This window comes from Sphingomonas sp. MS122, assembly GCF_049532975.1.
Classification (GTDB): domain Bacteria; phylum Pseudomonadota; class Alphaproteobacteria; order Sphingomonadales; family Sphingomonadaceae; genus Sphingomonas.
Genome location: NZ_CP186695.1, coordinates 4,004,992 through 4,031,379, shown reverse-complemented (window position 1 = coordinate 4,031,379; position 26,388 = coordinate 4,004,992). Strand labels below are relative to the sequence as shown.

The window sequence follows — 26,388 nt, the reverse complement described above, 5'->3', positions numbered from 1 at the left end:
CCTGCGTCCAATCCCAGGGCGGGCGCCGCGCGGATACTCGCGGCGCCCGCCCTTTCCTTGCCCGTGTATGAGGTGCGTATGACGACGACCCCGCCAGCGACTGCCGCCGACGAGGTCGCGATCCGGCGGCGCAGCGTGACGCTGGCGTTGCTCACCGCCGCTTACTTCTTCAGCTATATGGACCGGCAGATCCTCGCGATCCTGCAGGAGGATATCCGCCGCGAGCTGCTGCTCAGCGACACCCAACTCGGGCTGCTTGCGGGGTTCGCCTTCGCGATCTTCTATGCGACGCTGGGGTTGCCGGTGGCGCGCTGGGCGGATCGCGGCAATCGCGTCAACATCATCGGAATCGCGCTGGCGCTGTGGAGCGCGATGACCGCGGTGTGCGGACTGGCGCAGAACTTTGTGCAATTGCTGCTCGCGCGGATCGGCGTCGGCATCGGCGAGGCCGGGTCGAGCCCGCCCAGCCACTCGATCATCGCCGACCTCTATCCGCCCGAGAAGCGCGCGGGGGCGATGGGGATCTACTCGCTCGGCGTGGTGCTCGGCGCGGCGGGCGGGACGATCATCGGCGGCACGCTGGCGCATTTCTTCGGCTGGCGCACGGCGATGTTCGCGGTCGGCATCCCCGGCATCCTGCTCGCGGTGATCATCAAGCTGTTCGTGGTCGAGCCGCGGCGCGGGCTTTCCGACCCCGCGCATGCCGCGGCGCATGCGGCGATGCCGGGCTTCGTCGAGGGCTTCCGCTCGCTGTTCGCCAGCCGCGCGGCGGTGCATCTGGTGATGGGCGTCACCATCACCTCGCTGATCGGCTATGGCCATACCGCGTTCGGGCCGAGCTTCCTGATCCGCACGATCGGGCTCGACAAGCTCCAGATCGCCTCGATCGTGGCGCCTGTTGGAGCAGTGTGCGGCACGCTGTCGGCGGTGCTCGGCGGGTGGCTCGCCAACAAGGCGGCCGAGCGCTGGGGGCTGCACAGCCAGGCGTGGCTGGTGCTGGCGATGAAGGGCGTGGGACTGCCCCTGTCCTTCCTGTTCTTCGCGTCGAGCGACCCGTGGATCGCGGTGCCGATCTACTGGGCCTCGCTGATCCTGGTGAACTCCTATCTCGGCCCGACCTTCGCGCTGATCCAGGGCCTCGCGCCGCTGCGGATGCGCGCATTGTGGGCGGCGGTGACCTTGCTCGTCATCAACCTGATCGGGCTGGGGCTGGGGCCGACGCTGATCGGGGTGATCTCCGACGCGCTCAAGCCGTCGCTGGGCGACGCGCAGTCGCTGCGCTGGGCGATGCTGACCTTCGCCGCAGCGACGCCCTGGGCGCTGTTCCACTATTGGCGCGCGGGGGTGTGGCTCAAGCGGAGCGCGGCCTAGGGCGCGCTGGTCAGCCCCTGAGCGGCGAGCCAGCTCGACAGGACGGCGATATATTCGGGCGAGTCCGCGCGCTCGGTGCCGTCATTCTTCGGATCGAGCGAGGTCTTCTCGTCGACCGACATCTGCATCGCATGGTCGGCGCCGGCCACGACATGCACGCGCATCCTGGGCAGGCGCGCGGCGACCCTCTTCAGCCGCTCGACCGAATCGGCGACCGGCACCACCGCGTCGTTGGCGCCGTAGAGGACGAGCATCGGCACGCGTACCTTGGTGAGGTTGGCGAGCGGATCGTTCTCGATCTCCCTGCGCCACTGCGAAACTTCGCGGTCGCGAACCGTCTCGCCCATATAGGTGTACTTGAACCAGGGCTTGGTCTTGGCGGCGTCGATGCGTTGCTGCGCGGCCTCCCTGCTCGCGGTGCCGCGCATGTAATCGTCGACGGCTTTGCGCGTCGCGACCATCTGGTCGATATCGGCCTGCGAATAGCCGTTGGCGCGCAGATGGTTGGTCGAGGAGAACAGCATCTGCACGTCCGCGGTGACGACCGGGCCGGCGACCGCGATGACGAAGGCGATGTCGGGGCTGCGCGAGGCGGCGAGCGGCGAGATCCAGCCGCCCTGGCTGAGGCCCCAGGTGCCGATGCGCTTCGCGTCGATGCGCGGATCGGTCTTCAGGCTCTTCACCGCGGCGATCGCGTCGTCGGCGAGCACGGTGAAGTCGCCGCCGGCGCTTTGCGTGCCCGACCGGCCCGAGCCGCGCCGGTCATAGGTCAGCACGGCGATGCCGAGCGCGGGCAGCACGGTCTTGAGGTGCTCGTAGAGCGACGCGTCGCCCAGCGGCGAGGAGGCGCTGTGCGTCACCACCACCGCCGCCACCGGCTTGCGCCGCACGGGCATGTAGAGCGTGCCCGACAGCATCGCGCCGCCGCTGGCGAAGCGGTGCGTCTCGACCGAGACCTTGACGGTGGCGGGCGCGCTCCACGGCAGGGTGGGCGGCTCCTGCGCCGAAGCGGCGGGCGGGAGCGCGGCGAGGAACATCGTCAGGGCACAGAGGCCGGCGGTTGGACGCATCGTCGATTTTTCCGATGTGGGAGGATGCGGCAAGGTCGCCGTCGCGCGCGGGCCCGTCAACCCCGGTCCTTGCGCGGTGGCGTCGACCTTCCCGAATAGAGGAGGATGAACAGCCCGGCCAGGATCGGGATGCCGCAATAGGCGAGGATGAAGAGCAGCTTGGCCCGCGGCTCGGCCGGCTGGGCCGCGCGCGCGAACTGGTCGACCTGGAAGAAGACCTGGATCACCCCGAAGATGCCGAGCGTGCCGAGCAGCGCGGCGAACTGGCGATCCTGCTTCCGGACCTGCGCATCCTCGGCCGCCTTGCGCTCGCGGTCGAGGTCGCGGATCTGCTCCTCGAGCGAGCCCAGCGCGGCCTCGTAGGCGAGCTTGAGGCGCGAGGTGCCGCGCAGCCGCTCGAGCTCGTCGAACACGTCGCGCTCGGTATCGTAGCGGAACGGGTTGGCGTAGCGGTGGCGCTCATAGACGTGGAAGGCGGCGATGCGGGTGTCGTTGATCATCCGCTCGGCCGTCTCGAAATGGCCGTGACGGTCGGTCTTGGCGGCGTGGCCGCGGCCGATCTCGGCGGTGATCGCGTCGATCGCGGCGAAGGTGCTTTCCTCCTGCGCGCGGGTCAGCGCCTCGTTGTGCATCGACAGCGCGTGGATCAGCAGCGCGTAGGGGCAGGTGCCGACATGGTCGTTGCCGACCTCCAGCGTGCGCGAGCGCGAGACATAGGTGATCATCGCGCGCGGATTGGCATAGCGGACGAAGAACCCCTCCTGCTCCTGAGCGTCCGAATTGGGATAGATCGGATCGAGACTGTCGAGAACTTCGGAGGCTTCCTGGTTGGTGAAGTCGATGATGTTCTGGTTGAAGCCGGCGAGGAACAGATAGGCGAGCCGGTCGCGGGCATTGGTCGGGCAATCGGCCGGGTCGGCCTGGTCGAGCATCTCGTCCCAATAGGCGGCGCCGAGCTCGATCCGCCGCGCGCCGCGGCGGCGCTGCCTGCTCACCAGCGCCGGATAGCCGTCGAACTGCTCGTCGGTCACGCGGCGGCGGCGGCTCTCGAGCGTGCCCGACGCATCCTTGGGCTGGATCAGCGAGAGCAGGTGCGAATCGCGGATGAAGAAGAGCGAGCGGCTCTCGGGGCATTCGAGGCCCGGCACCTCCATCGAGGGCAGGCTGCGCACCGCATCGTCGAAGCCGATGCCCGGCCGCGCGAGCGGGTGCGTGCCGGCGATGCACCGCCAGTCCTCCGCGAAGCGTTCCCGCACGAATGCCCAGAAGGGGACGCCCTGCGCGCTCGTGCGGCGGCGGACCGACATGCCGACCATCTGGTGGATCGTCGTGCCGGCACCGTCCATCCGGAACTCCTTGGGCCAGGCGAGCTTCTGGAGCAGCGAGAGGAAATAATAGGTCGAGGGTCTCTTCGCCTTGAGGTCGCGGTCGAGATCGGGGCCGTAATGGGCGGCGAAGCTGAGATGCCAGGAGAGCGCACCGTTGCTGTGCGCATACCAGAAGCTGCGCAGGCCGATCTTGCGCTCGCGGTGTTCCGGCGGGACCGCGAAGACGAAGGTCTTGCCTTCGGTCGTCCATTGCACGGTGGCGGGCATGACGAAGAGCAGCCGCTCGGCCGCGCAGCCGGCGAACAGCCGGTCCTCGACCTTGCCGAGGCGCGAGCGGTCGGCAATGTCGTTGAACAAGGGCTCGATCGCATCGCGCAGCGTGCGGGTCGGCTTGCTCACCGCCGCCCCGGCGATCTGCGCGCCGAGCGGGCCGGCCGCATCCTCGGCGCCCGCGGGGCGCAGGCGATCGGCGGGGATGTAGAAGGACAGGGTCCAGTAGAGCGTCCGGTCCTTCGAGACCTCCGTCCTGCTGCGACTGCGCGACGTCCCGTCCGGCGACTCCATCGTTCCCCCCGCCTGGCCCCGGCGGTGAAGGTAAGGGCGGTCAGCCCGCTTTGGCAAATGCCAACATCGACCGTGCCGGAGGTAATGGCTTACCCCGTTCGAGTCGTGCCAGCGGGGCGAGGAGGTCGAGCAGCGCGACCTGCGCGCCGGTCCGGGCCAGTGCGGCGAGACCGGCGAGCTGGGCGCCGGCGACCGGCTCGGCGGCCGGGTCGCCGCCCTTGAGCACCGAGACGCCGAAGAAGCTCTCGAGATGATCGTGGAGGAAGGCGGCGGGAACCGCGTCGCCGGGATAGGCGAGCGCGGCGTAGAGCAGCCCGTCGTCGCTCGCCTGGGCCGCGCTCAGCGCGGGCTGGACATAGGCGAAGTCGACCGCGCGTGCGCCAAGCCTGGCCCAGATCGCGAGCCGGTCGACCTGATCGAGCCCCGAATGCGCGGTGTCGGCGGCATATTCCTCGGCGGTCAGGCGGAACGGGTCGTTCTGCTCGATGAAGATCGCCGGCATCTCCTGCTCGGGACGGCCGGTGGCGCGCTGGGCGAGCCGTGCCACCGCCGCCATCAGCTTGCGCGCGAGCCCGCGCCCGCGCACCTGCTGGTCGACATAGAGATAGTTGAGCGCGACCGAGACGTGCGGTTGGCCGGGCCGGGCGCCCATGCCGGTGGCGAGGAAGTTGGCGCCGCCGAGCACCGCGCCGCCCGTGGCGTCGCGCAGGGTGATCACCAGCTCGCGGTGGCGGCGGCCGAAGCGCAGCGGCGCGCCGCGATTGGCGGCGAGGCAGTCGCGGAATCCGTCCAGCTCCTCGCGCTCGTCGGGCAGGACGAAGGCGCGGTCATAGCCGGCGAAGAAGTCGGCGAGGATCGGCGAGGCGGGGTTCTCGGTGCCGGTGACGGCGAGGTCGCCGTCGAGGGTGGCGGACCAGGTGGCGTCGGGCAGGTAATCGGCAGACATCGGCACCGCCTATCAACTTTGGAAAGCGCCGTCATCGCCCGGGCCCATCGAAGGTGATCCGATTGCTTGCCTGCGCCAGCGCCGGGACATAGTCTTGCCAGGTGAGGGAGGCGTTCGATGTTCCTGATAGCCCTGATGTTGGCCGGTCAGCAGGCCGTTCAGGCCCCGGTGTCACAGGCCGATGTCGTGATTACCGGCAACCGGATGCGGGACGCGCTCGACAAGTGCCTCGCGCGCAACTGTCCGCCGGAAGAGGAAGTGGATGCGGCGATGAATGCGGGAGCGGAGAGCTTCGCGGCGGGCCGCTACGAGGAGGCGAAGGCGATCCTGCGCCGCGCGGTTTCCCGCAACAAGCGATATGGCGCGCGCATGCCGGGGCCGATGTCCGACCTGTATGCGACCTATGCCGACGTGACCGAGCATGAAGGCGACAAGGAGGTGTTCAAACACGCGACGCGCGAGAGCGTCGATGTGCTGCGCCGCGCATATGGTCCCGGCCATTCGGCGGTGCTGCGCGCATCGGCGCGCGTCGGCGACATGTGGGTGAAGCTCGGCGACCTGACCAGCGCGGACGGGGAGTATAAGGACGCGGCCGGGGACGCGCAGCGGGCGGGCAAGGGGGACCTGGCGGCGGCGCTGATCTTCCGCCGCGCCTGGTTGGCGCTCAGCGCGCGCGACCTGGCGCGGTCCCGCCGGTTGCTCGAGCAGCTCGAGGGCAGCCATGGTCAGGACGCGCGCTTCGCCGGCCTGCTGCGCGTGCTGCGCGCGAGAATCTCGATCGCGAAGGGAGATGCGAACAACACCGACGAGCTGGTCGCCGCACTGCGCGGGGCGGGCGGGGCCGAACCGGTGCTGCTCTACGCACCGCCCTATCCTGAGCTCGGTCGCGCGGGCGGGTCCGGCGTCGCGGTGACCGGTGGCGTCGATGTGATGGCCGCGCGCGCCGCCACGGCGGCCGACCATGGAGACCTGTTCTGGGCCGATATCGGCTATTGGGTCCGGCCCGACGGCAAGCCGGCCGAGGTCGAGATCCTGCGCCCGTCCAAGGAGGTGCAATGGGCCAAGCCGCTGATCAGGAATATCGAGGCGCGCCGCTACGCACCCGCCCGGCAGGACCCGGGCGGGGTCGGCACCTATCGCGTCGAGCGGTTCACGCTGCGGCCTTCCTACGGGCTGCCACCGGGTTCGCGCATCGAGCGGCGCACCGGAAAGCTGACGCTGCATGTGATCGACTTGACCAAGCTGGCGCAGCGCGACGGCGCCGCACCACAGCCGTAACGCGTCAGAACCCCAGTACGCGGTCGTCGAACAGGCCGAACACGATGGTCGAGGCGTAGAAGGCCACCGCGCGCTCGCGCGGCATGGTGCCGGCCCATTTGCGCATGTCGAACGCGGCGTTCTGCAGCGCCATCATCGTCTGGCTGGCGACGAGCGGGTCGATCGCGCGGATCGAGCCCTCGGCGATCCCGTCCGAGAGCATGCCGGCGTAGCGCCGCGCGATGCGGTTGGAGCGGTCGACCATCGCCGTGCGCACCCGCGGCGGCAGGCCCGATAGCGCGGTGGTGCGCAGCAGCGGCCCGCGCTCGGAGAATTGCACGTCGAGCAGGGTGGCGATGATGCTGACGAGCTTGTGCCAATGGTCGCCGGGCCCCTCCTCGGCGACGCGCTGCGCCTCGGCGATGATGTCGAAGCTGCGCTTGTAGCATTCGATCACCAGCTCGTCCTTGGCGTCGAGATGGTGGTAGAAGCTGCCCTTGGTGACGTTGAGCTCGGACGCGATCTTCTGCACCGAGGCGCCGCGATAGCCGAGCTCGTTGATCAGCCGTGTCGCCGCGAGCAGGAACGCCTCGCGTCCCGGTTCGGCCTCGTCATGCTCGAGGTCGAGCATCTCCGGCGTCCACGCCGCGCCCTCGGCGGCGATGCCGTGGCGGAACACGTCCATCAGCCGCGCCTCGACCCGCGGATATTCGTCGAGCTCGTAGCGGATCAGCCACACCGGCAGCCAGAAGGTGTTCTCGAGCAGCACATGCGCGCGGCCGCCATAGAGGTCGGTCTCGGCGCGCGTGCCGCCTTCGCCCCACAATGCGCGGGTGCGGCGGAAGACGTGCTGCCAGCGCTTGAGTAGCTCGGTCCTGACGTCGCCTTCCATCGCGCGGAGGTCGGAGAGGATGGCGAACGCCTTCTCCTCGCCGCGATGGATGCGCGCGAGCCGCTCCATGTTGATCGACAGGTAGCGCGCGACCCGCGCCTCGGGGGTCGCCTCGCGATGCGCCTCGTCGAGCATCTCGTCGAGCCGGTCGAGCGTCGCGTCGAAACAGGCGGCCGCCAGGTCTTCCTTGCGCTTGAAATAATAGGTGACGCTAGTGGTGTTGAGCCCGACGCGTTGCGCGACGTCCGCGAAGGTCATGCCCTTCGCGCTCTGCTCGTTGATCACGTCGGCGGCGGCCGCGAGGATCGCGTCGCGCTTCGCCTTGAACCGTTTCGTCTCGCCCCGCACTTCAGCGGGGATCACCTCGTCGACATCCATCGAGCCAGATTAGCAGCTTTGATTCGAAGGAACAGTCCTAAAGCGGGTAGGGGGCGTTCCGCATGATTACGCGACGGAAAAATGGGGCGTGAGCCACTTTACCGAAAATCGGGTATGGCGTATTCGATTCGAAACCAGATTCTGAGGAGAGGGCGCATGGACTTCACGCTGACCGAGCGCGAGACTCATTTCCGCGACCGCGTGAAGGGCTTCATCGACCAGCATATCGCCCCGCGCGACGCGGACTACCACCGCCAGGAGCGCGAGGGCGAGCGCTGGAAGGTGCTGCCGGTGATCGAGGAGCTGAAGCAGGTCGCCAGGGCGCAGGGGCTGTGGAACTTCTTCATGCCGCCGCACTCCGGGCAGAAGCATGTCGACGAGAGCTTCGAGTTCGAGGGCACTCAGCTCAGCAACCTCGAATATGCGCTGTGCGCCGAGGAGATGGGGCGCGCGGGCTGGGCGAGCGAGGTGTTCAACTGCTCAGCGCCCGACACCGGCAACATGGAGGTGCTGCACCGCTACGGCACGCGCGAACAGAAGGACCGCTGGCTGAAGCCGCTGATGGACGGCGAGATCCGCTCCGCCTTCCTGATGACCGAGCCCGACGTTGCCTCGTCGGACGCGACCAATATCCAGACCTCGATGGTCCGCGACGGGGATCACTACGTCATCAACGGCCGCAAATGGTGGTCGTCGGGCGTCGGCGATCCGCGCTGCGCGGTGGCGATCGTGATGGGCAAGACCAATCCCGACGCCTCGCGCCACGCCCAGCAGAGCCAGATCCTGGTGCCGATGGATGCGCCCGGTGTCAGGATCGAGCGGATGCTTTCGGTTTTCGGGTATGATCACGCGCCGCACGGCCATGGCGAGGTGGTGCTCGACAATGTCCGGGTGCCGGCCGACAACCTGCTGCTCGGCGAGGGACGCGGGTTCGAGATCGCGCAGGGCCGGCTCGGGCCGGGGCGCATCCACCATTGCATGCGCTCGATCGGGGTCGCCGAGATGGCGCTCGAGCTGATGTGCAAGCGGCTGGTCAGCCGCGTCGCCTTCGGCAAGCGCATCGCCGATCACTCGATCTGGGAGCAGCGCGTCGCCGAGGCGCGCTCGAACCTCGAGATGATGCGCCTGCTCTGCCTCAAGGCGGCGGACATGATGGACAAGGCGGGCAACAAGTCGGCGCAGGGCGAGATCGCGATGATCAAGGCGATGGGCCCGCGCATCACGCTGCAGATCCTCGACGATGCGATCCAGGCGTTCGGCGGTGCCGGCGTGTCGGGCGACACGCCGCTGGCCAGCGCCTGGGCCGGGATGCGCACGCTGCGCTTTGCCGACGGGCCGGACGAGGTGCACAATCGCGCGATCGCGCGGGCGGAGTTCGGCAAGTACGGGGACTATAAGGCGGACCGCCCGTCGAGCGGCGACATGGCGGCGGCGCGCTAATCTTCACGTCACCCCAGCGAAAGCTGGGGTCTCGTGCGGTGTGAGACCCCAGCTTTCGCCGGGGTGAGGGAGGAGGAAGGTTTGAAGGCAGCGGTCCTGTTCGAGGCGAAGCAACCCCTCGAGATCCACGACGTCACGATCGACAAGCCGGGGCCGCGCGAGGTGCTGATCCGCACCGCGGCGTGTGGGGTATGCCGGTCGGACCTGCACTTCGTCGACGGCGCCTATCCGCACGTCATGCCGACCGTGCCGGGGCACGAGGCGGCGGGCGTGGTCGAGGCGGTGGGGAGCGAGGTGACGCGGCTGCGGCCGGGCGATCATGTCATCACCTTCTTCACCGTGTTCTGCGGGAGCTGCGAGTTCTGCGTCTCGGGCCGGCCGTCGCTGTGCGTCGACAGCTCGACGCGGCGGCCCAAGGAGGCCGAGCCCAAATTGCGCCTGTCCGACGGCACCCCGCTCGCGCATTTCCTCAACCTCTCCGCCTTTGCCGAGCACATGCTGGTGCACGAGAATGCCTGCGTCGCGATTTCGAAGGAAATGCCGCTCGACCGCGCGGCCTTGCTCGGCTGCGCGGTGATGACCGGGGCGGGCTCGATCTTCCGTGACAGCAAGGTCAGCCCCGGCGAGACCGTCGCGGTGATCGGCTGCGGCGGGATCGGGCTGGCGGCGGTCAACGCCGCGAAGATCGCGGGCGCGGGCAAGATCGTCGCGATCGACCCGGTCCCCGAGAAGCGCGCGCTGGCGCGCAAGATGGGCGCGACGCACGACTTCGATGCGATGGCCGAGGACCTGGTCAAGCAGGTGCTCAAGCTCACCGACGGCGGGGTCGATTATGCGATCGAGGCGGTCGGGCGGCCCAATACCGCCGAGATGGCGTGGCATGTGCTGCGCCGCGGCGGCACCGCGACGATCCTCGGCATGATCGCGCCGGGCCAGTCGGTGAGCATCCCCGGCCCGACCTTCCTCACGGGCAAGAAGCTGCAGGGCTCGCTGGCGGGATCGATGCAGTTCCCGATCGACCTGCCGCGGCTGGTGCAGATGTATCTCGACGGGCTGCTCGACCTCGACACGATGGTCGCCGAGCGCATCCGGCTGGAGGGCATCAACGGCGCGTTCGACAATCTCCGCAAGGGCGACGCGGTACGATCCGTGATCGAATTCGCATGAAGCCGCCGGCGGGACATCGCGGCGGGCTGCCGATGGAAGACGTGAGCGACCTCGACGTCGCGAAGCTGACGGATTGGATGTACGCCAATGTCGCGGGGTTCGCCGGACCGCTGCGCTACGCCAAGTTTCCCGGCGGGCAGTCGAATCCCACCTACCGCATCGACGCGGCGAGCGGCGCCTATGTGCTGCGGCGCAAGCCGTTCGGGCCGCTGCTGCCCTCGGCGCACGCGGTGGACCGCGAGTATTTCCTGATCTCCAAGCTCCACCCGCTCGGTTTCCCGGTCGCGCGGCCGTTCGGGCTGTGCGAGGACGACGCGGTCCTCGGCTCGGCCTTCTACGTGATGGAGCTGGTCGAGGGGGTGACCCATTGGGACGGGTCGCTACCCGACAAGACGCCGGACGAGCGAAGCGCGATCTATTTCGAAATGTGTGACCGGCTGGCGCAGTTGCACAATATCGAGTGCGAGCGCGCGGGGCTGGGCGATTACGGCAAGCCGGGCAGCTATTTCGAGCGGCAGGTGGGGCGCTGGACCAAGCAGTACCGGCTGGCGCAGACCGACGAACTGCCCGATGTCGAGAAGCTGGTCGAATGGCTCCCGCGCACGCTGCCGCCGCAGACGCGCACCAGCGTGGTGCATGGCGACTATCGCATCGACAACATGATCTTCGATGCCGGTGCGCCGCGGGTGAAGGCGGTGCTCGACTGGGAGCTGTCGACGCTCGGCGACCCGATGGCGGATTTCAGCTACCTGCTGATGAACTGGATGATCCCGGCCAACGGCGCATCGGGGATCGGAGGGATCACCGGGCCGCAGAGCGGTATCCCGACGGTCGAGCAAATGGTCGATCGCTACTGCGCCGCCACGGGCCGCGACGGCATCCCCGACCTCAACTGGTATTTCGCCTTCGGCCAGTTCCGGCTGATGAGCATCGTGCAGGGAATCAAGAAGCGGCTGCTCGACGGCAATGCCAGCAATGCGCACGCCGAGGAGACCGCGGCGCGCGTGCCGGGGCTGGCGGCGAGTGCGTGGGAGTTCGCGCAGAAGGCTGGAGCATGAAGCGATGAAATTGTTCGACCTGACCGGCAAGGTGGCGATCGTCACCGGCAGCTCGCGCGGGATCGGCAAGGCCTCGGCCGAGGCGCTGGCCGATCACGGCGCGAAGGTGGTGATTTCCAGCCGCAAGCAGGATGCATGCGACGAGGTCGCCGCGGCGATCAATGCCAGGCACGGCGAGGGGACGGCGATCGCGGTGGCGGCGAGCATCTCGGACAAGGAAGCACTCCGGCACCTCGTCGACGAGACCCGGCGCGCCTTCGGACGGATCGACATCCTCGTCTGCAACGCCGCGTCCAACCCCTATTACGGGCCGCTGGCGGGAATCGAGGACGATCAGTTCCGCAAGATCCTCGACAACAACATCGTCTCCAACCACTGGCTGATCCAGATGACCGCGCCCGAGATGCGCGAGCGCAGGGACGGCGCGATCGTCATCATCTCCTCGATCGGCGGCTTGCGCGGGTCGCCGGTGATCGGGGCGTACAACGTGTCCAAGGCGGCCGACTTCCAGCTCGCGCGCAACTATGCGGTCGAGTACGGGCCCGACAATGTCCGGGTGAACTGCATCGCGCCGGGGCTGATCAGGACCGACTTCGCGCGGGCGCTGTGGGAGGATCCCGAGACCGAGAAGCGCGTCAACCAGGGCACGCCGCTGCGCCGCCTCGGCGATCCCGAGGATATCGCCGGGGCCGTGGTCTATCTCGCCTCGCCCGCGGGACGGTACATGACCGGGCAGGCGATGGTCGTGGACGGCGGGGTGACGATCTGATGGCGCGCTTCCAGGGCAAGTCGATCATCGTCACCGGCGCGGGCAGCGGGATCGGGCGCGCGGCGGCGATGCTGTTCGCGGCCGAGGGCGGCAAGGTGGTCGCCGCCGACAGGACCGAGGGTGCCGACGAGACCGCGCGGCTGATCGCCGAGGCGGGCGGCACCGCCAAGGCGATCCGCATGGACGCGGGCAGCGAAGCGGACGTGATCGCGACGGTCGATCTCGCCGTGGCCGAGTTCGGCGGGCTCGACGTGATGTTCGCCAATGCCGGCATCTCGGGCGGGATGGCCAATATCTTCGACACCACACCCGAGCTGATCGCCGAGGTGCTGCGCGTGAACCTGATCGGGCCGCTGCTGGCGATCAAGCACGGCGCGCCCAGGATCGCCGAGCGTGGCGGCGGGGCGATCGTGCTGACGGCGAGCGTTGCGGGAATCCGCTCGGGCGCGGGCAGCCCGGCCTATTCGGCATCCAAGGCGGGGGTGATCAACCTCGCGGCGGTGGCCGCACAGCAGCTCGCGGGGTCGAACGTGCGGGTCAACGCGCTGTGCCCTGGGCTCACCGAGACCGGCATGACCAAGCCAACCTTCGACTATGCGCGCGAGGCGGGGAAGATGGACCGCGTCGGCCGCCTGAACCCGTTGCGTCGCGGCGCGCAGCCCGAGGAGCTGGCGCGTGCGGCGCTGTTCCTCGCTTCCGGCGATGCGAGCTACGTCAACGGGCAGGCGCTGGCGGTCGATGGCGGGCTGTCGTCGAGCCATCCGGTGACGCGCCAGGAATATGGCAAGACCGCCGTTTGACACATTCCCGGTTTCCCCGCACGCTGCCCGCCTGGACAGGGGGAGTGGGGGATGCGCAGGCTTCTCATCGGCTTGGCGGCTGCCGGCATTCTGACCGGTGCGATGCCGGCGATCGCGCAGGACGAGATCGTCGTCACCGGGATGCGCAGACTCAATCCGGGCGACGGCGATAACCGGCCCGTCGAGCTGGTCGTGCCTACCCCCGCGGCCGTACAGATGCTGCGCCGCACCGCCGACTTCGCGGTGCAGCAGGTGATCGTGGTGAGCGATACGGTCGAGGAAGCGGACGCGCGCAAGGAGGTGCAGGCGATGATCCGCAAGGCGATCGACCTGTCCGCCGGATCGGGCGTGCAGCTGGCCAGCGGCGAATTCGTGGTCGAGCCGCTGACGCCGGGCAATTACAAGGACCTCAAGATCGAGGAGATCGACGAGGACGAGTTGAGCGGCGAGGCGACGAAATTCCTCGTCAAGGTGCCGCTCGCGCCCGGCATCGACGCCAAGGCGGCTCTCGCGCGGATCGACAAGTTCATCAAGGCCGTCCCCGCGGCCGGCCGCGCGCAGATGAAGGCGTATAGCGAGCTCACCCTGTCGGTGGTCGATCCCGAACAGTATCGCGGCGCGATCATCGACCTGGTGGCCAAGGATACCGCCGTCACCAGCGGGCGCTTCGGCGCGGGCTATGGCGTCGAGGTGACCGGGCTCGACAAGCCGGTGCAGTGGAAGCGCGCGAGCCTGACCGAGGTGCAGCTGTTCCTGCCCTCGAACAGCACCGTGCGGCCACGGAATTGAGCGCGAGGGGGAGAACAGCCATGCGAACCGCTTGCAAAGCCCTGATCGCCCTGACCCTGCTATCGGGCGCGGCGCCCTTGCTCGCGCAGGAGATGCTCGTCACCGCGTCGCGCCGCGCGCCCGGCAACTATGGCGGAGTCGATACGAGCGGCGTGATTCCCGCACAGCGCCCGATCATCCATTTGAAGCGCACCGCCGACTATGTGGTGCAGCAAGTGTGGATCGCGGGCGACACGCGCGAGGCGGCGAAGCGCAAGGAGGAGCTCGAGGCGACGCTGCGCAATGCCATCGGCAGCGCGGGCAAGGCCGGGGTCGAGCTCGCCACCGGCGACTATGTCGTCGAGCCGCTGACGCTGACCAACTACCGGAACCTGACCTATGTCGGCGACGGGCGGCCCGATACGTCGCGCGCGCTCTTCCTGGTCAAGGTGCGGCTGACGCCGGGCATGGATATCGGCGCGGCCAAGGCGCAGATCGCGAAGTTCGTGACATCGGTGGCGAAGGCTGGGCGCACGTCGATGGCAGTGACGGGCGAGCCGACGCTGAGCGTGGTCGATCCCGACCAGTATCGCGGCGCGATCATCGACCTGATCGCAGCCGACGCCGCCGCGCAGGCGGTGAAGTTCGGACCAGACCATGGGGTGGACGTGATCGGGCTCGACCGGCCGGTGGAATGGGCGCGCGCGGGCGCGACCGAGGTGTTCCTGTTCCTGCCCGCAGCCTATACGGTGCGCTCGAAGAAATAGCGCTCAGCGCATCTGGCGGATGACGTCGGCGAACATCACGCGGGCGACCACCGCGCGGCCTTCATTCTCAATGTCCAGCGCGTCATGCGCCAGCCGGGCCGGATCGGGCGTGCGCGCGAGGATGGTCCGCGCCATCCGGTTCGCCTCCGCCAGCGCCTCGCCCAGGTCGTTGAGATCGCGCCACTGATCGGCCGGGCAGGCGGGCGTATCGCGTTGATGGAAATAGAATAACGGCATCGGTCCGGCGCGCTGCCATCCTCCTGGACGGGGATCGCGGCGGCGCGGTCCCGACAGGAGCAGAACCCCGATGCAAATCAATTGGTTCCGGCGCGATCCTCGTTCCGCAGCCGCATCAGCCCTTCCTGTGCGGTGCTTGCGACGAGCCGCCCGTCGCGGGTGAAGATCTTGCCGCGGTTGAAGCCCCGGGCATGGCCGGCCCAAGGGCTGTCGGTCGCGTAGAGCAGCCATTCGTCGGCCCGGAACGGCTCGTGCAGCCACACGGCGTGGTCGAGGCTGGCGGTCTGGAAGTCTGGCCTCAGCCAGGTCAGGCCATGCGGCAGCAGCGCGGTGCCGAGCAGCGACATGTCCGAGGCGTAGGACAGCACCGCGCGGTGAGTCGCGGGATCGTCCGGCAGCGGCGCGATCGCGCGGAACCAGCTGTGCCACAAAGGCGGCGCCTTCTCCGGATTGATCCAGTCGCGCGGGGTGACCGGACGGATCTCGATCGGGCGGCGGCGCAGGAAGAAGGGGCGCATGCCCTCGGGGATCTGGTCGATCTTCTCGCGGCGCAGTTCCTGTTCGGACTTGAGCTCCTCGGGCGGCGGCACGTCGGGCATCGCGTCCTGGTGGTGCAGCCCGTCCTCGGCGCGCTGGAACGAGGCGGTCATGTTGAGGATCGGCACGCCGCGCTGCATCGCGATGACGCGGCGGTTGGCGAAGCTGCCGCCATCGAAATCGCGCACCACGCGATAGGTGATCGGATAGTCCTCGTTGCCCGGGCGCATGAAATAGGCGTGGAGCGAATGCGCGGTCTTGCCTTCGACCGAGCGCTGCGCCGCTTGCAGCCCTTGCGCGATCACCTGCCCGCCGAACACCCGCCCGCGCCCGCCGGGCTGGCGATGGCCGCGATAGAGGTCGGCGTCGAGCTCCTCGACGTCGAGCAGGACCAGCAGCTCCTGGACGATCTCTTCGTCGGTGCGCCTGGGCCTGGGTTGCGGATCGTCGGCCATCAGTAGCCGCTTGCCCTCGCCAGCTGGTCGGCATGGAAATTGGCGTCGCCGAACATCTCCGCCAGCACGCGGCCGCGCTTCATGTAGAAGCCGATGTCGAACTCGTCGGTCATGCCGATGCCGCCATGCATCTGCACCCCTTCCTGCACCGCGAGCGTCGAGGCAAGCCCCGCCATCGCCTTGGCGACCGAGACGGCCCCATCGGCCCTGGCATCGCCCGCGTCGAGCAGCTGCTGCGCCTTGAGCACGGCGGCGCGCGCGACCTCCAGCTCGGCATAGAGGTGTGCGGCGCGGTGCTGGAGCGCCTGGAAGCTGCCGATCGGCACGCCGAACTGCTTGCGCTCCTTGAGATACTGGACAGTCATGTCCATCGCCCCGCCGGCGACGCCGAGCGATTCCGCCGCAGCGCCGGTGCGTCCAGCGGCGAGCAGCGCGTTCAGCACCGAACGCCCACCATCGACCTCGCCGATCACCGCGTCGGCATCGACCTCGACGCCGTCGAAGACGACGCGCGCGGCGAGGCTGGAATCGGCGAGCCGCTGGGGATCGGCGGTGAGGCCCGCCGCGTCCCTCGGCACCGCGAACAGGGTGACGCCGGCATCATCCTCGGGCGAGCCAGCGGTGCGCGCGGCGACGAGGAGCAGGTCGGCGACATGGCCGTGGGTGACGAACTGCTTGGCGCCCGAGAGGCGGAAGCCGTTGCCCGCACGCTCGGCCCGCATCGCGAGCGCCTTGCCGTGCTTGGCCTTCTCGTCGATCGCCAGCGCAGCGACGGTCTCGCCCGCGAGGATGCCGGGAAACCAGCGCTCGCGCTGGGCGCTGCCCTTGAGCGCCTCGACCGCGGCGACGGCAGTGGTCAGGAACGGGGAAGGGGAGAGGTTGCGGCCGATCTCCTCCAGCACCACGCCCGCCTCGACATGGCCAAGGCCGAGGCCGCCATCGGCCTCCGGGATCAGGATGCCGGTAAACCCCATCTCGGCGAACTGCTTCCACAAATCGCGCGAGAAACCGGTCACGTCGTTCGCGTCGCGCAGGGCGCGGAGGTGGCTGACCGGCGCGGCGTCGCCCACGAATTGCTGCGCAGCATCGCGAAGCATGGCCTGTTCGTCGTTCAGAAACAAAGGCATCGATTTCTTCCTTCGTCATCCCGGCCTTGTGCCGGGATCCACCGCGCCGGCAGCGCAGGTGGAGACGTGGACCCCGGCACAGGGCCGGGGTGACGGTTCGGTTCAGGCGCCCGGCAGCTCCAAAATCCGCTTGGCGATGATGTTGAGCTGGACCTCGCTCGTCCCGCCCTCGATCGAATTGGCCTTGGTGCGCAGCCAGGCGCGCGGGGCGGCGCCGTTGTTCGACGCATCGCTCTCCCATTCGAGCGAGTCCGATCCGCCCGCGGCCATCTCCAGCTCGTGCCGCGCCTTGTTCAGCTCGGTGCCGTAATATTTCATCATGCTCGGCTGGGCGGGGTGGGCGCGGCCGGCCTTGAGCTCGTCAAGGAAGCGCTCGGACATCGCCGCGAAAGCGCGGGCACGCACCTCGTGCAGCGCGATCTGCCCGCGCAGCAGCGGGTCGGCGAGGCGGCCGTCCTCGCCCAGGCCCATCCGCGCCACCGCATTGCCGATCAGCGTGCCGCCGCTCGACAGGCCGAGCCCCATGCCCGAGATCATCTCGCGCTCATGGCCGAGCAGGTACTTGGCGACGTCCCAGCCCTTGTTGAGCTCGCCGACCAGGTTTTCCTTGGGCACCTTCACATCATCGAAGAAGGTCTCGCAGAAGGGCGAATAGCCGCTGATCAGCAGGATCGGCCTGGTCGACACGCCGGGCGAGGCCATGTCGAACAGCAGGAAGCTGATCCCGGCCTGCTTGACGCTCTTGTCGGTGCGGACGAGGCAGAAGATCCAGTCGGCCTTGTCGGCATAGCTGGTCCACACCTTCTGCCCGTTGACGAGGAAATGGTCGCCCATGTCCTCCGCGCTGGTGGCGAGCGCGGCGAGGTCGCTGCCCGCGTTCGGTTCCGAATAGCCCTGGCACCAGCGGATCTCGCCGCGCGCGATCCTGGGGAGATGCTCGAGCTTCTGTTCCTCGTTGCCGTACTTCAGCAGCGCCGGGCCGAGCATCGAGATGCCGAAGCTGCTCAGCGGATTGCGGCAGCCGAGCGCGCGCATCTCCTCGCGCAGGATCTTGCTTTCGGCCGGGGAGAGGCCGCCGCCGCCATACTCCCTGGGCCAGTCGGGCACGGTCCAGCCGCGCGCGGCCATCCGGTCCATCCACGCCTTCTGGTCCGGAGTGAGCGCTGACTGATCGCGCCCGCCCCATACGGTGTCCTTCTCGCTGCGCACCGGTTCGCGCATCGAGGCGGGGCAGTTCGCCTCCAGCCATGCCCGTGTCTCGGCGCGGAAGGTGTCGAGATCACTCATTGCAGCACTCCGTAGAGAAGGTTGGCGATCGCGATGGCGCGGTGGTCGTCGCGCCAGCCCGTCATTACCTGCAGGCCGACGGGCAGGCCGTCGGCGCTGGTTCCGGCAGGGAAGGCGGTGGCGGGGAGGCCGGGATAAGTGGCGAGCCCGGCCCAGACGAGCTGCGTGTCATACGACACGTCCTGCCCGTCCACGGTCATCCGGCGTTCATTGTAGGGATCGTCGCGGTGCGGGAAGGCAGTGACGACATTGGCAGGCACGACCACCGCGTCAAATTCGTCGAACAGCCGGCCCCAGGCGCGGCGGTTGCGCGCCTGCGCGTCGAGCATGCCGAACCAGTCGGCCAGGCTTGCGACCTGCCCGTCGGGGCCGGGTGCGCCATGGGCGAAGGTGATCGCCAGCATCTTGCAATAGGCGCGATGCTGCGCGGCGAGGTCGGGGAGCAGGTCGCTCGATCGGACAATATGGATGCCCGCGTGCCCGGCCGCCGCCTCGACCCTGGCGAGTGCAGCGCGGATTGCGGGATCGGTCGGCGCCGCGGGATGCTGGTCGAGCAGCAGCAGGCGCTTGTGGTGCAGGGGAGACACCGGCCGCGGCGGCGGCGCTTCGGCCAGCACATCGAGCGTCGCGGCGAGATCGGCGGCGTCGCGCGCCATCGGGCCGACCACGCCGAGCGGCGGCGGCGCGCCGTCGGTGCCGGGGAAGCGGTGGCCATAGGGATCGATCAGCCCGTAGCTCGGCTTGTGTCCCCACACCCCGCAGAATGCCGCGGGCACGCGGATCGAGCCGCCGATGTCGGAGCCGATCTCGACCGGCACGAAGCCCGCCGCCAGCGCCGCCGCCGATCCGCCCGAAGAGCCGCCGGCGGTGCGGTTGGGATCGACGGGATTGTTGGTGCGGCCATAGACCGGGTTGTCGGACTGCCAGTCTGCCAGTCCCGGCGCGACATTGGTCTTGCCGATGATCACAGCCCCTGCGGCCTTGATCCGTTGCACCACTACCGCGTCGCTCGTTGCGATGTTGTCGCGGGCGTGCTCGAAGCCCCAGCTGGTCGGCAGCCCGGCAACGTCGAACGCCTCTTTCACCGTCATCGGCACGCCGAGAAAGGGCGGCCGCTTGCCGTGCGCCACGGCTTCGTCGGCACGCTCGGCAGCCTCAAGTGCGCGATCGAAGTCGCGGATGACGACGGCGTTGATCGCGCCGTCGCCCGCTGCGATCCGCGCGATCGCCAGCTCGCATTGCTCGCGCGCACTGGTTTCGCCGCGCGCGATTGCCGCGGCGATCCCGAGCGCGCTCGCCCCGGCCCATGCGTCGGTCACGCGCGGAGCCGGGGCGGCCAGCTCAGCCATTGAACTTCCCGCCGCTCTCGGCCTTCTCGCGCAGCAGCTTCGAGATTTCGAAGCCATGCTTCTCCAGCCCTGCGACGATGGTCTTGAGGCCCACCTGGTCGGCCCAGAACATCGGGCCGCCGCGATAGGGCGGCCAGCCATAGCCGTAGATCCACACGACGTCGATGTCCGACGCGCGCTGGGCCATGCCCTCTTCCAGGATCTTCGCGCCTTCGTTGACCATCGTGTAGAAGGTGCGCTCCATGATCTCCTCGTCGGTCACCTCGTGCTGCGGGGTTCCGGTCTTCTGGCGGAACTCCTCGATGATCTCGGCGACGCGCGGCGAGGGCGAAGGATTGCGCTTGTCGTCATAGTCATAGAAGCCGGCCTTGGTCTTCTGGCCCCAGCGGTTCTCGGCGGCGAGCGCGTCGCGGATATTCTCGATCCGGGTCGGGTCGCGGTGCCAGCCGATGTCGACCCCGGCGAGATCGCTCATCTGGAACGGGCCCATCGGCATGCCGAACTCGACATGGACCTTGTCGACCTGCATCGGGGTCGCGCCCTCGTGGAGCAGCTTCATCGCCTCCATCTGGCGCGGGATCAGCATGCGGTTGCCGATAAAGCCGTAGCAGACGCCCGCAACCACGGCGACCTTCTTGATCTTCTTGGCGAGGTCCATCACCGTCGCCAGCACGTCCTTGTCGGTCTTCGCCCCGCGCACCACTTCGAGCAGCTTCATGATGTTGGCGGGCGAGAAGAAGTGCATGCCCACGACATCGCCCGGACGGCTGGTCGCCGCGGCGATCTCGTCGATGCTGAGATAGCTGGTGTTGGACGCCAGGACTGCGCCGGGCTTGGCGATCGTGTCGAGCTTGCCGAAGATGTCCTTCTTGACGTCCATATTCTCGTACACGGCCTCGATGATGAGGTCGCAGTCCCCGAGGTCGTTCAAGTCGAGCGTCGGCTTGAGCAGCCCCATCGCGCCCTCGACCTGTTCGGTCGTCATCCGGCCCTTGGCGGCGGTGGCCTCGTAGTTCTTGCGGATCGTGCCGGTACCGCGATCGAGCGCCTCCTGCTGCATCTCGGCGATCGTCACCGGGATGCCTGCCGACAGAAAGTTCATGCTGATGCCGCCGCCCATCGTGCCCGCGCCGATCACGCCGGCGCGCTTGATCGGGCGCAGCTTGGTGTCCTCGGGTACGTCGTCGATCTTCGCGGCCTTGCGCTCGGCGAAGAAGATGTGGCGCAGCGCCGCGCTCTGCGCGCCCATGATCAGCTTCATGAAGCCCATGCGCTCGCGCTGGACGCCCTCGGCATAGGGCTTGCCGGCGGTCTCCTCGATCACCGCGATGATCTCGGCGGGCGCGTCCATGTTGCGGAAGCGCTTGGCGTTGGTCTTGCGGAATTCGTCGAACACGCCGGGCTCGACCGTTACCGGCTTCTCGCTGGTGCGCGGCAGGGGACGCACGTCCGCCACTTCACGGGCATAGGCGACGGCGTCGGCGGTCAGGCTGTCCTCGCCCGCGAGGCGATCGACCAGGCCGGCGTCCTTGGCGACCTGCGCCGGGACCGGATCGCCCTTCGCCGCCAGCTCCAGCGCGAACTGGACGCCGGCGACGCGCGGCAGCCGCTGGGTGCCGCCCGCGCCGGGCAGGATGCCGAGCTTGACCTCGGGCAGGCCGAACTTCGCCGAGGGCACGGCGATGCGGTAATGGCAAGCCAGCGCGACTTCGCATCCTCCGCCGAGCGCGGTGCCATGAACCGCGGCCACCACCGGCTTCTCGCTCGACTCGATCAGGTCGACCAGGACCGGAAGCGAGGGCTCCTGCATCGGCTTGCCGAACTCGGTGATGTCGGCGCCGGCGAAGAAAGTGCGCCCGTCGCAGCGGATCACCGCGGCCTTGAGGCTGTCGTCGCCCGCCAGCTCCTTGATCGCCGCGTCCAGCCCTTGGCGCACCGCCGCTCCGAGCGCGTTCACCGGCGGGTTGTTCGAGGTGATGACGAGGACGTCGCCCTGGCGTTCGGTGGTGATTACGGACATCAAACTCTCCAAGTATTTGGCCAGTGAAGGCGGTGGTCAAACCAGCGCCGAATAGATCATCGTCTTGAGCTCGCGCCGGATCGGGTAGAGGCCCGAGGGCGAAAGCTGGGTCATGAAGATCATGGTAATCCGCTCGACCGGATCGACGAAGAAGGCGGTCGAGAACATCCCGCCCCAGTAGAACTCGCCGATCGAGCCGGGGATCATCGAGCGCGCCGGATCGAGGTTGACCGCGAAGCCGAGTCCGAAGCCGGTACCGGCGTTCTGAGTCTCGCTGAACAGCGAGCGCGACATCGACGCGAGATCCCGCCCGCCGGGCAGGTGGTTCGCCGTCATCAGCTCGAGCGTCTTGCGCCCGATGATCCGCGCACCGTCCAGCGTGCCGCCGTTCAGCAGCATCGTGGCGAAGCGGTGATAGTCGAGCGTGGTCGAGACCAGTCCGCCGCCGCCCGAAAGCAGGGTCGGGCGCCGGCTCCACGCCGACTTGGCGCCCTGGTCGTACATCACCCGGCTGCCCTGGACGACGGTCCAGCAGTCGGTCAGCCGGTCGACCTGCTCGGCCGGCACCCAGAAGCCGGTGTCGGCCATGCCGAGCGGGGCGAAGATGCGCTCCTCGAACACACGGTCGAGCGGCATGCCGGCGATTCGCTCGACCACCGCGCCGAGCACGTCGGTCGAGACGGAGTAGTTCCACGCCTCGCCCGGCGAGAATTCGAGCGGCAGCTTGCCCAGCGCCGCGACGAACCCGTCGAGGTCGAGATTGCCATGCCAGTTCTCGATCTTTCCGGCGCGATAGGCGGCGTCGATGTTGCCGCGGTTCTGGAAGCCATAGGTCAGGCCCGAGGTATGGCGCAGCAGGTCGACCATGCGCATCGGCGCCGCGGTCGGCCGGGTCACGAACGGCACGCCCCCGCCGCCGCCGTCATAGACGCCGACGCCTTTGAGCTCGGGCAGCGCATGGTGGACCGGCGTGTCGAGCGCGACCTTGCCCTCCTCGACCAGCTGCATGAATGCGATCGAGGTGACGGGCTTGGTCATCGAGGCGATGCGGAAGATCGAACGTTCGTCGACCGCCGCGCCGCCCTCGCGCGCCGCGCCCTGGTGGCTGAAATGCACGATTCGCCCTTCGCGCGCGATCAGCAGCTGGGCATGGGGCAGCTTGCCCGAGTCGAGGTAGCGCGCCCTGACGAACGCATCGATCGCGTCCAGCCGGACGGGGTCGAAGCCGGTGTCGGCAAGCGGTGCGATACGCGCGGCGTCCATACCCCTAATTCGAATCCTTGTTTTCAGCGCTTCGCGCCGCCTGTCGCTTCCCTATTGCGTTTGGCAACGTATGAATCAAGAATAACCTGAAGGCGGCGTGGCGGAAATGCCAAACCGCACATTCTACAAAGCTGGAGAGATGCACGTGGCCGCCGAACCGATCATCCCGCTCGACCCGTCCTGGCCAAAGATGACGCTAGGGCAGGCACAGGCCCTGATGACCGCGCCGGGCCAGCCGCTCGAGATGGAGGAGGCCGAGATTCGCGGCGTGCCGACCCGGGTGTGGAAGAACGCGCCGCCCAATCTCGCCGCCCTGGTCCAGCTGTCGCGCACGCATGGCGAGCGGCTGTTCACCATCCATGAGGACGAGCGGATCAGCTTCGAGGCGAATTTCCGCGCCGTCGCGCATCTCGCGACGAAGCTGCGCGAGATGGGGGTCAGGAAGGGCGACCGCGTCGCGCTGGCGATGCGCAACCTGCCCGAATGGCCGGTGATCTTCTTCGCCGCGGTCAGCATCGGCGCGATCCTGGTGCCGCTCAACGCGTGGTGGACGGGCGGCGAACTCGAATATGGCCTCGCCGATTCGGGCAGCAGCGTGCTGTTCGTCGATGGCCAGCGCTACGAACGGCTCGCCGAGGTGTTGCCGCGACTGCCCGATCTCGAGCACGTCGTCGTCAGCCGCGCGCGCGGCGAACTGCCGCCGGGGACGCAGCGGCTGGAGGCGCTGATCGGCACGCCCATGGACTGGGCGGCGCTGCCCGACGTGCCGCTCCCGGCCGACCCCGGGCTGGTGGCCGAAGACGATGCGACGATCTTCTACACCAGCGGCACGACCGGCCATCCCAAGGGCGCGCTCGGCACGCACCGCAACCTCGCCACCAACATCATGTCGAGCGCCTATTGCGCCGCGCGCGCCTATCTGCGGCGGGGCGAGATGCCGCCGCCGCCGCAGCCGCGCGTCGGCCTGCTGGTGATCCCGCTGTTCCACGTCACCGCCTGCTCGGCCAGCCTGATGGGGGCAATGGCCGCCGGGCACACGCTGGTGTTCATGCGCAAATGGGATCCGGTCGAGGCGATGGCGATCATCGAGCGCGAGAAGGTCAACCTGACCGGCGGCGTGCCGACGATCGCCTGGCAGCTGCTCGAGCATCCCGACCGCCACAACTATGATCTATCGAGCCTCGAGTCGATCGCCTATGGCGGCGCGCCCTCGGCGCCCGAGCTGGTCAAGCGCATCTATACCGAGTTCGGCGCGCTGCCCGGCAATGGCTGGGGGATGACCGAGACGATGGCGACGGTCACCCAGCACGGGGGGGAGGATTATCTCAACCGCCCGACCAGCGCCGGCCCGCCGGTGCCAGTGGCGGAACTCAGGATCATGGCCGAGGACGGGGTGACCGAACTGCCGGCCGGGCAGGTCGGCGAGCTGTGGGCGAAGGGCCCGATGATCGTGAAGGGCTATTGGAACCAGCCCGGGGCGACCGCCAAGACCTTCGTCGACGGCTGGGTCCGCACGGGCGACCTCGCGAAGCTCGACGAGGAGGGCTTCCTCTACATCGTCGACCGCGCCAAGGACATCGTCATCCGCGGCGGCGAGAACATCTACTCGTCCGAGGTCGAGGACGTGCTCTACGCGCATCCCGCGGTGACCGACGCGGCGCTGATCGGCATCCCCCACAAGACGCTGGGCGAGGAGCCGGTGGCGGTGGTCCACCTCGCGCCCGGCACGCATGCGAGCGAGGCGGAGCTGCAAGCCTGGGTGCGCGAGCGGCTGGCGGCGTTCAAGGTCCCGGTGGCGGTGCGCTTCGTCAAGGACACGCTGCCGCGCAATGCGAACGGCAAGATCCTGAAGAAGGACCTGAAGGCGATGTTCGCGGAGGAGGCTGCGGCTTGATCCTTTTCGCCGCCCGCCCGCGCCATCCCGGCGTCCTCTCTCGTCCTCCCGGGCTTGACCCGGGACAGGGCTTTCTCGATGGGCCTGTTGCCAGCTAGCCGCCAATCACTCCGGCAACCGCCGCCTTCCACCCTGCAAGCCGCATCTCCCGCGCCCCGGCATCCATCCCCGGCTCGAACGCCTCCACCGCGCCGCGCATCCCGGCTGCTTCCTCGAGCCCCGAAAACATCCCGCAGCCCACGCCCGCCAGCATCGCCGCGCCGAGCGCGGTCGTCTCGGTGAAGCCGGGCCGCTCGACCGTCACGTCGAGCACGTCGGCGAGGTCCTGCGCGATCCAGTCGTTGGCGACCATGCCGCCGTCGACGCGCAGGCTCCCCCAGTCGGCGCCGTCGGCGGCGAAGGCGGTCTTGAGGTCGTGGCTCTGGTGCGCCATCGCCTCGAGCGCCGCGCGCACGACATGCGCCCTGGTGCTGGCGAGGCTGAGGCCGCTGATCGCGCCGCGCGCCTCCGGCTCCCACCACGGCGCGCCGAGGCCGGTGAGCGCGGGGACGAAATAGACGCCGCCATTGTCCGCCACCGACCGCGCCAGCGCCTCGGTCTCGCCCGCGCTCCCGATCAGCCCCAGCGAATCGCGCAACCATTTGACCACGCTGCCCGCGACGAACACCGATCCCTCGATCGCATAAGTGCGCCGCCCGCCGAGCTGGCACAGCACGGTCGAGAGCAGCCGGTGCTTCGAGGCGGGCTGGCGCTCGCCGGCATTGGTCAGCACGAACGCGCCAGTGCCATAGGTCGCCTTGGTGTCGCCCTTGGTCAGGCACGCCTGGCCGATCGTCGCGGCCTGCTGGTCGCCGGCCATGCCGCAGATCGGGATCGCGCCGCCGAACAGCGTCGTCTCGCCGAAGCGCCCGGCGCAGTCGACGATCTCGGGCAGCGCGGCGCGGGGCGCGCCGAACAGGTCGATCAGCCCGTCGCTCCATCCGCCGCTGCCCAAGCCCATCAGCAAAGTGCGCGAGGCATTGGTGGCATCGGTGACATGAAGTCCTCCGGTCAGCTTCCACGCCAGCCAGCTCTCGATCGTGCCGATCGCCAGCCGCTCGCCCGCTTCCTTGAGCTGTGGCCAGTTCTTCATCGCCCAGGCGATCTTGGTGCCGCTGAAATAGGGGTCGAGCAGCAGGCCCGTGCGCGCCTGCACGCCGGGCTCCTCGCCCGCGTCCTTGAGTTCGCGGCAGATCGCCGCGCTGCGGCGGTCCTGCCACACGATCGCGGGCGCGAGCGGCTCGCCGGTGGCGCGGTCCCAGAACACCAAGGTCTCGCGCTGGTTGGTGATGCCGATCGCGGCGATCGCGTCCGGGCCGCCGGCCTTGTCGACGATCGCCCGGGCGCAGCGCGCGGTCTTGTCCCAGATCTCGGCCGCGTCGTGTTCGACCAATCCTGCCGCCGGATAATGCTGCATGAGCTCGGCGGATTCGCTCCCCAGGCACGTTCCGTCCGGCGCGAACAGCATCGCCCGGGTGGAGGTGGTGCCTTCGTCGATGACCAGCAGTCTGTCTCCCATGAACGCCACGCTAGCCGGGATTACACGGCGGTCAAATCGCGCTAGAAAGCCACTGGAAAGGCGGACGAAACTTGGTCGAGGGGCAG

The 26,388-nt window shown here is 68.7% G+C and carries 22 protein-coding genes; 10 read left to right on the top strand and 12 right to left on the bottom strand.

Annotation, left to right across the window (positions count from 1 at the left end):
• The first annotated feature begins 78 nt into the window (after positions 1-78).
• On the top strand, positions 79-1,371 hold the full coding sequence (locus ACO227_RS19230; RefSeq protein ID WP_423607404.1) for a spinster family MFS transporter: 1,293 nt from the start codon (positions 79-81) through the stop codon (positions 1,369-1,371).
• On the opposite strand, the gene ACO227_RS19225 is transcribed toward ACO227_RS19230, so the two are convergent.
• Genes ACO227_RS19225 through ACO227_RS19215 form a run of 3 tightly spaced genes read right to left on the bottom strand, consistent with a single transcriptional unit; the run spans position 1,368 to position 5,279 of the window.
• Positions 1,368-2,441: an alpha/beta hydrolase family protein gene (locus tag ACO227_RS19225; protein ID WP_423604123.1), complete on the bottom strand. Its 1,074-nt coding sequence runs from the start codon at positions 2,439-2,441 to the stop codon at positions 1,368-1,370. The two genes, ACO227_RS19230 and ACO227_RS19225, sit on opposite strands and share 4 nt — an antisense overlap.
• Before the next feature lie 56 nt (positions 2,442-2,497).
• Positions 2,498-4,333: a hypothetical protein gene (locus ACO227_RS19220; RefSeq protein WP_423604121.1), complete on the bottom strand. Its 1,836-nt coding sequence runs from the start codon at positions 4,331-4,333 to the stop codon at positions 2,498-2,500.
• Positions 4,334-4,373: 40 nt separating this feature from the next.
• Positions 4,374-5,279 carry a GNAT family N-acetyltransferase gene (locus tag ACO227_RS19215; RefSeq protein ID WP_423604119.1) on the bottom strand — a complete coding sequence of 302 codons (906 nt, stop codon included), beginning with the start codon at positions 5,277-5,279 and terminating at the stop codon, positions 4,374-4,376.
• Positions 5,280-5,396: 117 nt separating this feature from the next.
• Between ACO227_RS19215 and ACO227_RS19210 the strand changes: the two genes are divergently transcribed.
• The gene (locus tag ACO227_RS19210) at positions 5,397-6,557 is read left to right on the top strand and encodes a hypothetical protein (RefSeq protein WP_423604118.1); all 1,161 of its coding nucleotides are present in this window, start codon (positions 5,397-5,399) and stop codon (positions 6,555-6,557) included.
• Positions 6,558-6,561: 4 nt separating this feature from the next.
• Here ACO227_RS19210 and ACO227_RS19205 read toward each other — a convergent pair whose 3' ends face one another.
• Positions 6,562-7,806, bottom strand: coding sequence for a TetR/AcrR family transcriptional regulator (locus ACO227_RS19205; protein ID WP_423604116.1), 1,245 nt, complete (start codon positions 7,804-7,806; stop codon positions 6,562-6,564).
• A gap of 156 nt (positions 7,807-7,962) precedes the next feature.
• Here ACO227_RS19205 and ACO227_RS19200 point away from each other — a divergent pair, with 156 nt between their 5' ends.
• The 7 genes from ACO227_RS19200 to ACO227_RS19170 all read left to right on the top strand — a co-directional run bounded on the left by ACO227_RS19200 (position 7,963) and on the right by ACO227_RS19170 (position 14,575).
• On the top strand, positions 7,963-9,246 hold the full coding sequence (locus ACO227_RS19200) for an acyl-CoA dehydrogenase family protein (RefSeq protein WP_423604115.1): 1,284 nt from the start codon (positions 7,963-7,965) through the stop codon (positions 9,244-9,246).
• A gap of 81 nt (positions 9,247-9,327) precedes the next feature.
• Positions 9,328-10,413 carry a Zn-dependent alcohol dehydrogenase gene (locus ACO227_RS19195; RefSeq protein WP_423604113.1) on the top strand — a complete coding sequence of 362 codons (1,086 nt, stop codon included), beginning with the start codon at positions 9,328-9,330 and terminating at the stop codon, positions 10,411-10,413.
• The gene (locus ACO227_RS19190; protein ID WP_423604112.1) at positions 10,410-11,471 is read left to right on the top strand and encodes a phosphotransferase family protein; all 1,062 of its coding nucleotides are present in this window, start codon (positions 10,410-10,412) and stop codon (positions 11,469-11,471) included. Before ACO227_RS19195 ends, ACO227_RS19190 begins: the two co-directional genes overlap by 4 nt.
• 4 nt (positions 11,472-11,475) lie before the next feature.
• Positions 11,476-12,240 carry an SDR family oxidoreductase gene (locus ACO227_RS19185; protein WP_423604111.1) on the top strand — a complete coding sequence of 255 codons (765 nt, stop codon included), beginning with the start codon at positions 11,476-11,478 and terminating at the stop codon, positions 12,238-12,240.
• Positions 12,240-13,040: an SDR family NAD(P)-dependent oxidoreductase gene (locus tag ACO227_RS19180; RefSeq protein WP_423604110.1), complete on the top strand. Its 801-nt coding sequence runs from the start codon at positions 12,240-12,242 to the stop codon at positions 13,038-13,040. Before ACO227_RS19185 ends, ACO227_RS19180 begins: the two co-directional genes overlap by 1 nt.
• Positions 13,041-13,091: 51 nt before the next feature.
• Positions 13,092-13,829: a TonB-dependent receptor gene (locus tag ACO227_RS19175; RefSeq protein WP_423604109.1), complete on the top strand. Its 738-nt coding sequence runs from the start codon at positions 13,092-13,094 to the stop codon at positions 13,827-13,829.
• 20 nt (positions 13,830-13,849) lie between these two features.
• Positions 13,850-14,575, top strand: a complete 726-nt coding sequence (locus tag ACO227_RS19170; RefSeq protein WP_423604107.1) for a TonB-dependent receptor — start codon at positions 13,850-13,852, stop codon at positions 14,573-14,575.
• A gap of 3 nt (positions 14,576-14,578) precedes the next feature.
• On the opposite strand, the gene ACO227_RS19165 is transcribed toward ACO227_RS19170, so the two are convergent.
• The 7 genes from ACO227_RS19165 to ACO227_RS19135 form a co-directional block, all read right to left on the bottom strand.
• Positions 14,579-14,812: a DUF6894 family protein gene (locus ACO227_RS19165; RefSeq protein ID WP_423604106.1), complete on the bottom strand. Its 234-nt coding sequence runs from the start codon at positions 14,810-14,812 to the stop codon at positions 14,579-14,581.
• Between the two features lie 77 nt (positions 14,813-14,889).
• Positions 14,890-15,804, bottom strand: a complete 915-nt coding sequence (locus ACO227_RS19160; RefSeq protein ID WP_423604104.1) for an acyl-CoA thioesterase — start codon at positions 15,802-15,804, stop codon at positions 14,890-14,892.
• Complete coding sequence (locus tag ACO227_RS19155; protein ID WP_423604102.1) at positions 15,804-16,931, bottom strand: acyl-CoA dehydrogenase family protein; 1,128 nt, start codon at positions 16,929-16,931, stop codon at positions 15,804-15,806. Before ACO227_RS19155 ends, ACO227_RS19160 begins: the two co-directional genes overlap by 1 nt.
• A gap of 102 nt (positions 16,932-17,033) precedes the next feature.
• Positions 17,034-18,218, bottom strand: a complete 1,185-nt coding sequence (locus ACO227_RS19150) for an acyl-CoA dehydrogenase family protein (protein WP_423604101.1) — start codon at positions 18,216-18,218, stop codon at positions 17,034-17,036.
• Positions 18,215-19,567: an amidase family protein gene (locus ACO227_RS19145; RefSeq protein WP_423604100.1), complete on the bottom strand. Its 1,353-nt coding sequence runs from the start codon at positions 19,565-19,567 to the stop codon at positions 18,215-18,217. Before ACO227_RS19145 ends, ACO227_RS19150 begins: the two co-directional genes overlap by 4 nt.
• Entirely contained in the window at positions 19,560-21,587 is a 2,028-nt protein-coding gene (locus tag ACO227_RS19140) for a 3-hydroxyacyl-CoA dehydrogenase NAD-binding domain-containing protein (protein WP_423604097.1), read from the bottom strand. The genes ACO227_RS19145 and ACO227_RS19140 overlap by 8 nt, the downstream gene beginning before the upstream one ends.
• A 36-nt stretch (positions 21,588-21,623) precedes the next feature.
• Complete coding sequence (locus ACO227_RS19135; protein WP_423604096.1) at positions 21,624-22,850, bottom strand: serine hydrolase domain-containing protein; 1,227 nt, start codon at positions 22,848-22,850, stop codon at positions 21,624-21,626.
• A 139-nt stretch (positions 22,851-22,989) separates the two neighbouring features.
• Here ACO227_RS19135 and ACO227_RS19130 point away from each other — a divergent pair, with 139 nt between their 5' ends.
• Entirely contained in the window at positions 22,990-24,744 is a 1,755-nt protein-coding gene (locus ACO227_RS19130; protein WP_423604094.1) for a class I adenylate-forming enzyme family protein, read from the top strand.
• Between the two features lie 94 nt (positions 24,745-24,838).
• Here the strand turns inward: ACO227_RS19130 and ACO227_RS19125 are convergent, their stop codons facing one another.
• Positions 24,839-26,302, bottom strand: a complete 1,464-nt coding sequence (locus ACO227_RS19125; protein ID WP_423604093.1) for a glycerol kinase — start codon at positions 26,300-26,302, stop codon at positions 24,839-24,841.
• Between the last annotated feature and the right edge of the window lie 86 nt (positions 26,303-26,388).

Excerpts from the sequence above, each read along its gene's own strand:
- ACO227_RS19220 (WP_423604121.1), bottom strand. The coding sequence starts at position 4,333 with ATGGAGTCGCCGGACGGGACGTCGCGCAGTCGCAGCAGGACGGAGGTC.
- ACO227_RS19205 (WP_423604116.1), bottom strand. The coding sequence starts at position 7,806 with ATGGATGTCGACGAGGTGATCCCCGCTGAAGTGCGGGGCGAGACGAAA.
- ACO227_RS19225 (WP_423604123.1), bottom strand. The coding sequence starts at position 2,441 with ATGCGTCCAACCGCCGGCCTCTGTGCCCTGACGATGTTCCTCGCCGCG.
- ACO227_RS19185 (WP_423604111.1), top strand. The coding sequence starts at position 11,476 with ATGAAATTGTTCGACCTGACCGGCAAGGTGGCGATCGTCACCGGCAGC.
- ACO227_RS19230 (WP_423607404.1), top strand. The coding sequence starts at position 79 with ATGACGACGACCCCGCCAGCGACTGCCGCCGACGAGGTCGCGATCCGG.
- ACO227_RS19190 (WP_423604112.1), top strand. The coding sequence starts at position 10,410 with ATGAAGCCGCCGGCGGGACATCGCGGCGGGCTGCCGATGGAAGACGTG.
- ACO227_RS19215 (WP_423604119.1), bottom strand. The coding sequence starts at position 5,279 with ATGTCTGCCGATTACCTGCCCGACGCCACCTGGTCCGCCACCCTCGAC.
- ACO227_RS19150 (WP_423604101.1), bottom strand. The coding sequence starts at position 18,218 with ATGAGTGATCTCGACACCTTCCGCGCCGAGACACGGGCATGGCTGGAG.
- ACO227_RS19145 (WP_423604100.1), bottom strand. The coding sequence starts at position 19,567 with ATGGCTGAGCTGGCCGCCCCGGCTCCGCGCGTGACCGACGCATGGGCC.
- ACO227_RS19170 (WP_423604107.1), top strand. The coding sequence starts at position 13,850 with ATGCGAACCGCTTGCAAAGCCCTGATCGCCCTGACCCTGCTATCGGGC.
- ACO227_RS19130 (WP_423604094.1), top strand. The coding sequence starts at position 22,990 with ATGCACGTGGCCGCCGAACCGATCATCCCGCTCGACCCGTCCTGGCCA.
- ACO227_RS19125 (WP_423604093.1), bottom strand. The coding sequence starts at position 26,302 with ATGGGAGACAGACTGCTGGTCATCGACGAAGGCACCACCTCCACCCGG.
- ACO227_RS19200 (WP_423604115.1), top strand. The coding sequence starts at position 7,963 with ATGGACTTCACGCTGACCGAGCGCGAGACTCATTTCCGCGACCGCGTG.
- ACO227_RS19135 (WP_423604096.1), bottom strand. The coding sequence starts at position 22,850 with ATGGACGCCGCGCGTATCGCACCGCTTGCCGACACCGGCTTCGACCCC.
- ACO227_RS19165 (WP_423604106.1), bottom strand. The coding sequence starts at position 14,812 with ATGCCGTTATTCTATTTCCATCAACGCGATACGCCCGCCTGCCCGGCC.
- ACO227_RS19155 (WP_423604102.1), bottom strand. The coding sequence starts at position 16,931 with ATGCCTTTGTTTCTGAACGACGAACAGGCCATGCTTCGCGATGCTGCG.
- ACO227_RS19180 (WP_423604110.1), top strand. The coding sequence starts at position 12,240 with ATGGCGCGCTTCCAGGGCAAGTCGATCATCGTCACCGGCGCGGGCAGC.
- ACO227_RS19140 (WP_423604097.1), bottom strand. The coding sequence starts at position 21,587 with ATGTCCGTAATCACCACCGAACGCCAGGGCGACGTCCTCGTCATCACC.
- ACO227_RS19175 (WP_423604109.1), top strand. The coding sequence starts at position 13,092 with ATGCGCAGGCTTCTCATCGGCTTGGCGGCTGCCGGCATTCTGACCGGT.
- ACO227_RS19160 (WP_423604104.1), bottom strand. The coding sequence starts at position 15,804 with ATGGCCGACGATCCGCAACCCAGGCCCAGGCGCACCGACGAAGAGATC.
- ACO227_RS19210 (WP_423604118.1), top strand. The coding sequence starts at position 5,397 with ATGTTCCTGATAGCCCTGATGTTGGCCGGTCAGCAGGCCGTTCAGGCC.